Annotated in this window: 8 protein-coding genes and 1 pseudogene; 6 read left to right on the top strand and 3 right to left on the bottom strand. The window is 72.1% G+C overall.

Annotation, left to right across the window (positions count from 1 at the left end):
* Window positions 1-442: 442 nt before the first annotated feature.
* The gene (locus JHN63_RS41915) at window positions 443-1084 is read left to right on the top strand and encodes a serine hydrolase (protein WP_200690379.1); all 642 of its coding nucleotides are present in this window, start codon (window positions 443-445) and stop codon (window positions 1082-1084) included.
* A 49-nt stretch (window positions 1085-1133) separates the two neighbouring features.
* Here the strand turns inward: JHN63_RS41915 and JHN63_RS41910 are convergent, their stop codons facing one another.
* Window positions 1134-1664 carry a GNAT family N-acetyltransferase gene (locus JHN63_RS41910; protein ID WP_200690378.1) on the bottom strand — a complete coding sequence of 177 codons (531 nt, stop codon included), beginning with the start codon at window positions 1662-1664 and terminating at the stop codon, window positions 1134-1136.
* 124 nt (window positions 1665-1788) lie between these two features.
* A complete protein-coding gene (locus JHN63_RS41905) occupies window positions 1789-2397 on the bottom strand; it encodes an RDD family protein (RefSeq protein WP_200690377.1) in 609 nt (202 codons plus the stop codon).
* A 229-nt stretch (window positions 2398-2626) separates the two neighbouring features.
* On the opposite strand from JHN63_RS41905, the gene JHN63_RS41900 reads away from it, so the two are divergent.
* From JHN63_RS41900 to JHN63_RS41880, 5 genes are all read left to right on the top strand, one after another.
* Complete coding sequence (locus JHN63_RS41900) at window positions 2627-3481, top strand: bifunctional methylenetetrahydrofolate dehydrogenase/methenyltetrahydrofolate cyclohydrolase (protein ID WP_200690376.1); 855 nt, start codon at window positions 2627-2629, stop codon at window positions 3479-3481.
* 31 nt (window positions 3482-3512) lie between these two features.
* A complete protein-coding gene (locus tag JHN63_RS41895) occupies window positions 3513-3965 on the top strand; it encodes a DUF3017 domain-containing protein (RefSeq protein ID WP_200690380.1) in 453 nt (150 codons plus the stop codon).
* A gap of 246 nt (window positions 3966-4211) precedes the next feature.
* Window positions 4212-4685 (top strand): helix-turn-helix transcriptional regulator, encoded by a 474-nt coding sequence (locus JHN63_RS41890; RefSeq protein WP_200690375.1) that lies wholly within the window; start codon window positions 4212-4214, stop codon window positions 4683-4685.
* 93 nt (window positions 4686-4778) lie between these two features.
* Window positions 4779-5909: an XRE family transcriptional regulator gene (locus JHN63_RS41885; protein WP_234478483.1), complete on the top strand. Its 1131-nt coding sequence runs from the start codon at window positions 4779-4781 to the stop codon at window positions 5907-5909.
* 329 nt (window positions 5910-6238) lie between these two features.
* Window positions 6239-7228, top strand: coding sequence for a malate dehydrogenase (locus JHN63_RS41880; protein WP_200690373.1), 990 nt, complete (start codon window positions 6239-6241; stop codon window positions 7226-7228).
* A gap of 74 nt (window positions 7229-7302) precedes the next feature.
* Here JHN63_RS41880 and JHN63_RS41875 read toward each other — a convergent pair.
* Window positions 7303-9769: pseudogene (locus JHN63_RS41875) on the bottom strand (hypothetical protein); the annotation flags it as partial.

The following is a 9769-nucleotide window of genomic DNA, read 5'->3' as shown; positions in this document are numbered from 1 at the left end:
GGGAGGTGGCGCTCGTTTTGCCGTCCGAGCGGGTGGAGTCGTCGCCGCGGAGCATGAGGACCGTGCCGGTGGCGAGGAGAGCCAGGACGGCGGCCACTGCGCACAGCACGAGCGGCAGGCGCCGGCTGCGGGTGGGCGGTTGCTGAGGCGGGGGCGGGAACTGAGGCTGCGCATAAGGATTCTGAGCGTGCGGCAGAGGGCCCGGCTGCGGCTGCTGAGGGGGCTGGTAGGGGCCGTAGGACTGAGGGGGCTGATACGGCCCGGCCTGCTGGGGGTACGGGGGCGGCTGCGGAGGCCGGCCTTGCGAGGGAGGTGGCAGTGGCGGCTGCGACATGGGGTGCTGTTCTCCTTCGCGCGGGCGCATGGCCACGCGGGGCGCGACTCGGCGTGGATGACGGGGACATGTTCGCAGATGTGATCATCCTGACGCCACGAGGGCCGGGTGCCCGTCGGGTACCGACGCCCCGCCCGGACGGCTGCCTCGACCGCGGCCGCCGAGGTGGCGCTGACCGGTCCGGTCGGCGGGCGTGCCTCCTACCGCCGGCTCGGCCGCAATCTGCTCGGCCGGGTCGTCGAGAACGTCACCGGCCCGACCTACGAGGCCGCCGTCGTCTCACTCGTCCTGGAGCAACCCGGCCTGGCCGGCGGCGTCTTCACCGCCCGACAGGCCGTCACCCGCCGCTTCGCCGTGGGCCACGACCTCAGCGAGGGGACGCTCAAGGTCGCGAGGACGGGGAAGGGCACGCGCGGCGACAACCCGGGCGGTGGCCCGGCGTCCTCGGTGTCCGACCGACTGTGCTGGGCCCGGTTCCGCCTCGGCCGCGGTGACCTGGCGCTGCGGACACGGGAGCCGACGGTGGAGCTGCGCGGCTCCACGCTCGGTGCCGCCGTCGGCATCGCCTGGTTCCTGCACGACGTGGACGGTGTGCGCACCGTCGGGCACGGCGGATCGGTCAACGGCCGGTTCGCCGAGCTGCTGCTGGTTCGGAGCGGGACCGCGACGCAGGCGGCGCCGTCATCGGGGCGGACCTGGCCGGACGGCTCTTCAACCGGGTTCCGACAGCCGCCGAGTGACACCACCTGACATCCGCCGCAGAGCGTCGCGGGCGTGGCCGGTGACTGCCTCCGCCCGCCTACGGAGTGATCCAGTAGCGGCGCTTGACGCCCGCGTCGGTGGTGCGGACGTCCTCCAGGACGCCACCGTTGCGCTCGATGCTGCGCGCCGATCCGACGTTGTCGTCGTCGCAGGTGACGAGGACCCGATCCAGACCGAAGGCACGAGCCTCGGGGAGAACCGCCCCGAGGGCCCACGTGGCCAGGCCGCGTCTCCGGGCGGAGGGCCGGATGCTGTAGCCGATGTGCCCGCCGACATCGAGCAGAAAAGCGTTCAGGTAGTGCCGCAGGTCGATGGCTCCCAGATAGCTGTCGTCCTCGACGATCCACCAGTGGGTGGCGTGGACGCGCCCCTCTCCCACGGCAACCGACCTGTCCGCCTGCTCACGGAGTCGCTCGACCCACACCGAGAAGACCTCGGGGCTGTCGAGGTCGGCCTCAGGTGCCAGACGCAGGCCGGTCCCGTCCTGGTGGGCGCCCGGAGGCCACTCGTCACGCGCCGCCAGCCATGAGGAATGGAGTCGACCTGTGGGTGTGATCAGTTCAGGCATGTACGCGACGATAACGCAGTCCTGCCGCCGCCCTTCCTGCCGTGGAACGGAGAAACGCGCCGGGGCCGGGTCACCACGTAGTGGGTGACCCGGCCCCGGGGAAAGACGCTGCCGATCAGGCGAGTTACTGCGTGCGGATCACGATCGAACCGCAGATCTTGTCCGCGAACGTCTGACGCTTCGCGTCCCACGCCGGCCACAGCCAGCCCAGGTAGCAGGCGATGGAGTCGACGAAGTGGGCGAGGCGGCGGAGGAACGCCATGCCTATGCCGAGCGGCTGGCCGGTGTTCTCGCGCACCAGACGGATGCCCAGGGCCTTCTTGCCGACGGTCTGACCGGTCTTGCCCTCCTGGATCAGCTGCCAGATGGCGAGGCCGAGGAGGAGCACGAAACCGACGGCCGTCAGCGCTCCGTTGCCACGACCCACGATGATCAGGATGTACGGCACCAGGAAGATGAGACCGTCGACCAGCGTGCCGAGGAAGCGCTGACCCCAGTTCGCGTACGGCGGGGTGGCGCCGTAACCCTGCTGCGGGTAACCGGGGTAGCCCGGCTGCTGCGGGTAGCCGTAGCCCTGCTGCGGCGGGACACCCTGGGGGGCGCCCTGCGGGTAGCCGTATCCCGGCTGACCCTGCGGCTGACCGTAGCCCGGCTGGCCCTGGGGCTGGCCATAACCCGGCTGGGGGTTCTGCGGCGGTTGCTGCCCGTAGGGGTTGTTCGGGTCGTAACTCATGACGGGATTTCCTCCGTTGGCACTGCGGGGACGACGCGGGTTGCGCGGAGGTACATCACGAGATGAGCGGTTTGCCCCCCAACACCTACCGCGGTGGTGCGCCGTTCATCGTTCTCTTCGGGGCGACTTTTTGTCCAGTTGCATTCCGTAGGCGTTGTGTAAGTGCAACATCCTGATCATTCGGTACCCGGATTGGAACCATGACGGCGTCATCCGCGAGGATGGGCCCATGACAGCCCAGATTCTCGATGGCAAGGCCACCGCAGCCGCGATCAAGTCCGATCTGACCGCCCGCGTGGCGGCGCTGAAGGAGAAGGGCGTCACGCCCGGCCTCGGCACGGTCCTGGTCGGGGACGACCCCGGCAGCCAGAAGTACGTCGCCGGCAAGCACCGGGACTGCGCCCAGGTGGGCATCGCGTCCATCCAGCGCGAACTGCCCGCCACCGCCACCCAGGAGGAGATCGAGGCCGTCGTCCGCGAGCTCAACGACGACCCCGCCTGCACCGGTTACATCGTCCAACTCCCGCTCCCCAAGGGCATCGACGAGAACCGCATCCTGGAACTGATGGACCCGGACAAGGACGCCGACGGCCTCCACCCGATGAACCTCGGCCGCCTCGTCCTCAACGAACCCGCCCCCCTGCCCTGCACCCCCAACGGAGTTCTCACCCTCCTCCGCCGCCACGGCGTGGAGATCAAGGGCGCCGAGGTCGTGGTCGTCGGACGGGGCATCACCATCGGCCGCCCGATGCCCCTCCTGCTCACCCGGCGCAGCGAGAACGCGACGGTGACCCAGTGCCACACCGGCACCCGCGACCTCTCCGCGCACCTCAGGCGCGCCGACATCATCGTCGCCGCCGCCGGTTCCGCCCACCTGATCCGCCCCGAGGACGTGAAGCCCGGCGCCGCCGTCCTGGACGTCGGTGTCTCGCGGAACGCCGACGGCAAGATCGTGGGAGACGTCCACCCGGGCGTCGCCGAAGTCGCCGCCTGGATCTCCCCGAACCCCGGCGGAGTCGGCCCGATGACCCGCGCCCAGCTCCTCGTCAACGTGGTCGAGGCGGCGGAGCGCAGTGTCGCCTGAGAGCAACGACACCGGTAAGGACGCGGACGCCATGGACGACATCGAGGTCACCGACCCCGTCAGCGCGCCCGACGCCGAGGGCAGGCCGCGCCGTACCACCCGCCGCTTCCCCCTCTTCACCCGCGACACCGCCCGCCCCGAGGGCGGCGGCCGGGCCGCCCCGGGCGACGCCCCGGCCCCGGCCCGCCAGTGGCCGATCCTCGCCGTCCTCGGCACGGTCGGCCTCGGCCTCCTCCTGACGGCCTTCGACGTCTTCCGCTACGGCACGCTCCTGATCGGCGCCGCCCTGCTGGCCGGCGCCGTCCTGCGCTGGGTCATGCCCGGCGTCGGCATGCTCGCCGTCCGCTCCCGCTTCACCGACATCGTCACCTACGGCGTGCTCGGCCTCGCGATCGTCCTGCTGGCGCTGATGGCGCAGCCGAAGCCCTGGCTGACGATCCCGTTCCTGAAGGACACGCTGCACTACACGGTCAACAGCAACTAGCGCCCGGCGCCCGGCAGTTCACGACACACGACGGCGGCCCGTCCCCTCCCCCGAGCAAGGACGCGCCGCCGTCTGCGTTCACTGTGCCGAGGTGTGAGCGCGCTGTTCAACGGCTGTCGGCGCGCTGTGGCAGGGAGGTGACCGTTTCGCTACGCGGTCCGCACCGCGTGGCGACGAGGGAACCGTTCCCCTACCGATGTCGTCATTCCGCTCGGAGCGGGCATATGGGGACGCCGGGGAGGTGCGATGGGCGGCTGGCAGCCGCTGCCGGACGAACTTCCGGCGGAGGTACGGCACTTCGTGGAGCAGTTGCGCCTCCTCAAGGACCGCACCGGGCTGAGCCTGGTGGCGCTCGGCGCGCGTACCGCGTACAGCAAGTCCTCCTGGCACCGCTATCTCAACGCCACCCAGCCCCCGCCACGGCAGGCCGTCGTCGCGCTGTGCCGGGTGGCCGGCGTCGATGCCGAACGCATCGGTGTGCGCTGGGAGTTGGCGGTCCAGGCCTGGCCCCGCCCGGAGACGGTCCCGGCGTCGGTGCCGGCGCGGGCCGAGGGCGCGGACGAGTACCGGGAGGATCCGACCCTGCCGTGGTGGGACACACCGCCAGGGGAGCCGGAGCGGGGGCCCGGTGGACTGCTGCTCCGGTTTGCGTTGGTGCTGTTGCTTTTCCTGCTTCTCGCGGCTGTTGTGGGAGTAGTGACCCTTGTGTTGATGTATTGACGAGTTTGCGTATATGCAACGAACTCGACCAACAACCGCGTTAGCGTGGGCGATTCAGGGCAGAGGGGGGAAGCAATGCCTCGTTGGAGGGCCTTGTCGGATGAACTCGATCCGCAGGTCAGGGAGTTCGCGGGCCAGTTGCGCAGGCTGGTGGACCGCAGCGGCCTGAGCATCGCGGCGGTGGCCGACCGCACGGGCTACAGCAAGACGTCCTGGGACCGTTACCTCAACGGCCGGCTCCTCGCCCCGAAGGGCGCGATCGTCGCCCTCGCCGAGGTCACCGGAACCAGTCCGATCCATCTGACCACGATGTGGGAACTCGCCGAACGCGCCTGGAGCCGCTCGGAGTCACGGCACGACCTGACCATGGAGGCGCTGCGGATCTCCCAGGCGCGGGACGCGCTGGGGGAGAGCCGGAGCAGCGCCAAGGCGCAGAGCGGCGGCAAGGCGGCCCGCAAGGGCGGCGGGAGTCTCGTCGCGGCCCCGGGGATCGCGGGCCCGGCGGGAGTGTCCCCGACGGTGCCGCCCCAGCCGGCGGCGCCCGACAGCGACGTAGCGGCCAGTGCTTCTGAGGTGCGGGAAGGTCCGCCGAAGGGCGCCGACTCGTGGGGGATCGCCGGGGATTCGGGGGCGCGGCACCACGGTCGGCCGGGGCGGCTGCCGGAGGTGCCCGGTGGACCCGCTCAGCCCGCGCCACCCGTCCCGCCCGCCGGTGCGGGTGGGGCCAGGCGGCGGGTGTTGATGTTCGGGGCCGGGGTCGTCGGGGCGTTGGTGGTGATCGGGGCCGTGTTCCTGTTCACCCGCCATGACGGCGGAGGCGAGAAGGCGAGCGCGGCGCGGACCTCTGCCTCGCCGTCCGTCAGTGCGGATCCCGAGCTGCCGGCCGGGGTGAAGTGCGTGGGCGCGGGCTGCACCGGCAAGGACGCCGAGGCGATGGGGTGCACGACGGAGGCGGGCGCGGTGACCACCGCCAGGACCGCGACCGTCGGCACGACCGTCGTCGAGGTCCGCTACAGCAAGACCTGCGGCGCCGCCTGGGGCCGTATCACCGCGGGTGTCCCGGGGGACTCCGTACAGGTCAGCGCGGGGACCGCCAAGGAGAGCGACAGCATCACGGCGGCCGGTGACGCGATCGCGTACACCCCGATGGTGGCCGTGAAGGACGCCGGCGAGGCGAGGGCCTGCGTGACGCTGGCGTCGGGGCGGCAGGGGTGCACGACCTAGGACATGCGGGGCGCGTATGTGGGGATTCGGTGAACGTGGGGAATGGCCGCCCGGGATCGGGGCAGGCGTTCCGTACCCCCACGGGAGTCCGGATTCCCGGTACCCCCCACGGCGGTCGTCCGGTGTTCCTCTCCCGAGCCGGACGGCCGCCTTTTCCGTGCCCCGGTCCCGATGTTGTGGGGTGGGCCACACGGACCCGGCAGTCCGCGATCCCGGATGCGCGATAGCCTGACCGGTGGATCTCTTGACGCCAAGAGATCGATCATTTGTACGTCCCAGCACCCCGGGGCAGTGCCGCCCCACCGCCAGCTGTCATAACGGAGAACGCCATGACCCGCACTCCCGTGAACGTCACCGTCACCGGCGCGGCCGGCCAGATCGGTTACGCCCTGCTCTTCCGCATCGCCTCCGGCCAGCTGCTCGGCGCGGACGTGCCGGTCAAGCTGCGTCTCCTGGAGATCACCCCGGCGCTCAAGGCCGCCGAGGGCACGGCGATGGAGCTCGACGACTCCGCCTTCCCGCTGCTCCAGGGCATCGACATCACGGACGACCCGAACGTCGCCTTCGCCGGCACGAACGTCGCCCTCCTCGTCGGCGCCCGCCCCCGCACCAAGGGCATGGAGCGCGGTGACCTGCTCTCCGCGAACGGCGGCATCTTCAAGCCGCAGGGCAAGGCCATCAACGACAACGCCGCGGACGACATCAAGGTCCTCGTCGTCGGCAACCCGGCCAACACCAACGCGCTCATCGCGCAGGCCGCCGCCCCGGACGTACCGGCCGAGCGCTTCACCGCGATGACCCGCCTGGACCACAACCGCGCGCTGACCCAGCTCGCGAAGAAGACCGGCACCACGGTCGCCGACATCAAGCGCCTGACCATCTGGGGCAACCACTCCGCCACCCAGTACCCCGACATCTTCCACGCCACGGTCGCCGGCAAGAACGCCGCCGAGACCGTGAACGACGAGAAGTGGCTGGCCGAGGAGTTCATCCCGACCGTCGCCAAGCGCGGTGCCGCGATCATCGAGGCCCGCGGCGCGTCCTCGGCGGCCTCCGCCGCGAACGCCGCCATCGACCACGTCCACACCTGGGTCAACGGCACGGCGGACGGCGACTGGACCTCCATGGGTATCCCGTCCGACGGTTCCTACGGCGTCCCGGAGGGCCTCATCTCCTCCTTCCCGGTCACCACGAAGGACGGCGTCTACGAGATCGTCCAGGGCCTGGACATCAACGAGTTCTCCCGCGCGCGCATCGACGCGTCGGTGAAGGAGCTCGAGGAGGAGCGCGACGCGGTCCGCTCGCTCGGCCTGATCTGACGTTCCGCAGCTGTCTTCTCCCGAAGGTCCCCGGCCGCCGACGCGGTGGCCGGGGACCTTCGTCGTGCGGTGGGTCAGGCGGGCCCGGGTCTCACGACCAGCTCCGCGAGGGCCAGCAGGGCGTTCGTCGTCGCCACCCGCAACTGGTCCAGCTCCCAGCGCGTCGTGCGCAGCGCGCTGTCGAAGGGCACGTGCACGATCCGGTCCCGGCGGATGCCCAACCGCCGGGCGAAGCCCGCGTACTGGTGCCCCGTGCCGGTCTGGCTGCCGGTGGGCTGGGTGGTCACGAGGATCGCCTCGTTGGCCAAGCGGCCGCGGCCTCGCTCCCGGACCGTGCCGAGCATGCGATCGGCCCCGTCGAGGAACCAGTCGGCGGTGCCGGAGCACAGGATCAGCTGGTCCGTGTGGTCCAGGACCACCTCCGCCGACCTGTCCAGGCGCTGCGGCGACCAGTCGGTGAGCACGAACGAGTAGTAGGGCGCGGTGTGTTCCAGCACGCGGGAGTACTCCTGTGCGTGCAGGGGGTTCGGGCCGTAGCGGCCCGAGCGGTGGGCGACCACGTCGAGGCCGGACGCGAACGGTGTGGCCAGCGCGCGTACGGCGTCGTAGGACGGGTGGGGCGGCAGGGCGGCGAGGTCGCGCACGGTGCCCGGGTTGCGGTCGCGGAGGAACTCGTCGAGCGCGCCCTCCGAAGGGGCACCGTCGAGGGCCAGCACGGGCTCGCCCCGCACCGTCGCGAGCAGCGAGCCCAGCGCGACCGTCGTCGTGGACCGCCCGCTGTAGTGATAGGCGCCGAGCAGGGTCAGCCGCCTGCTGTACGGCAGCGGAACCCGCAGCCGCTCCAGGCGCGCCTCCATCTCCCGGCGGCCCGCGCCGAAGCGGGGCAGCCGCAGCGGGAGCGGGCCGGAGCGGTCCCCGGCCGGCCGGGGCACGGTGAGCGGAACCGGGGCCGCCGGGCGCGTGCCCCCGCCGGTCCGTACGGCGGCGGCCTGTGCGCCGGGGGTCCGGTGCTGGGCGATGTAGCGGGCCAGCAGGTCGGCGATCTCGCCCGCCGTCGGCCGCTGTCCGGGGTCGGCGTCGAGGCAGCGCAGCACCAGCTTGCGCAGGGACTCCCAGGTGCCGCCCTGCCACAGGTGCATGCCCTCGGACAGGCCCGCCAGCCGCAACCCGGCCTTGGTGCTGATGAGTTGGAGCAGTCCGCCCAGCGAGCGGATGTTGTCCGCGGCCGTCGGGACCGGGCCGGGGCCCAGATGACGGCCGTCGACGGCGCAGTCCGAGAGCCCGCCGAGGACCACGGTGCGGCGCAGCACGTAGACGCCGTCGGCGTTGAGGTCCGCGGGCACCAGACCCGAGGCGTGGCACAGGGCGAGGGCGCTGGCCAGGTGATACGCGACGAGGAGTCCGCGCAGGGTGTCGAAGGGGGCGGTGCCCGACCGGATCGCCTCGTCGACGAAGTCGACGAGCTGCGGAGGCCGGGCGAGCGGTGCCTCGCTGTCCGCGATCAGCGCCATCGCGATCCAGGGCGGGGAGTCCTCGAGCCCGGTGGCGAGCAGCGCGGGCGCGTACGGTCCCTGGAGCCGGGTCAGCGCCTCCGCCTCCACCTCCAGCAAGCGGGAGTTGGTGGCCGGCAGGTCCGGCCGCGGCACCCGCAGCACGGCTTCCGCGCCGTCCGCGGTGACACCCCGGTAGAGCACGGTACGGCGGCCCCGGCGGCGCCCGCGCAGTTCGTACGGGCCGAGCCGGACGGGGTCCTCGGGGGTCAACGGGCCCCAGTCGTCGGCAGGACCGGTGTCGACGAGCCGCTCCTGCGGGGCCAGCGGTGAGGCGCGGTCGAAGGAGACCCCGAACCGGGCGAGCAGCCGCCGTTCCACACTCGTGAACGGCTGGTGCGAGGTGGGCAGTTGGGCCGAGCCGTCCGGGTGGACCAGCCAGGCGGGGAAGTCCGGTGAATTCCCGGCGAGTTCACTGAGCCGGTGGCCGATCAGCCGCCCGGTGCGCAGGAGTTCGGCCTGCGGCACCGCGTCGAGGAGCACCGCCTTGGACTCCTCCGAGAAGTCGAACACGCGGTGCTTGGCGGGCAGCGGACCCGGTACGGGTGCCGGATGCGGCCGGACCAGGCCGCCGAGGAACACCTCCGCCAGATGCGAGGGCCGCGCCGCCAGCACCTCGCGCTGCACCAGCCGCATCACCGGCACCGACAGCGGGGACACCGCCGCGAGATGGGCCGCGAGCCGGTACGCCTCCGGAGTGGCCGCGTCCCGGAAGTGCTGGGCGCTGCCCGGGTCGCCCGAGGCGGCCACGGCGCCGTGCCGGCCGGGGCGGGTCAGCAGCGGCAGTTCCGCGGAGGTGCCGGGGGACGCGAGCAGGTGTGCCCAGGCGCGCAGTGAGACCGCCGTCGGCTCCAGCACCGCCACCGGCACACCGTCGAACGCGCCCAGACCCGGGGGCAGTACGGGGTCGGAGATCTCCCAGGACGTGTTGGCGCCGCCGAGCCCTGGCAGATCACCACCCGGCGGATCGGCGGCGCCAACACGTCCTGGG

The sequence above is a fragment of the Streptomyces sp. MBT65 genome, assembly GCF_016612545.1.
In the GTDB taxonomy this organism is placed as follows: domain Bacteria; phylum Actinomycetota; class Actinomycetes; order Streptomycetales; family Streptomycetaceae; genus Streptomyces.
Note: the sequence above shows the minus strand (reverse complement) of the source record. Positions and strands in the feature narration are given on the sequence as shown.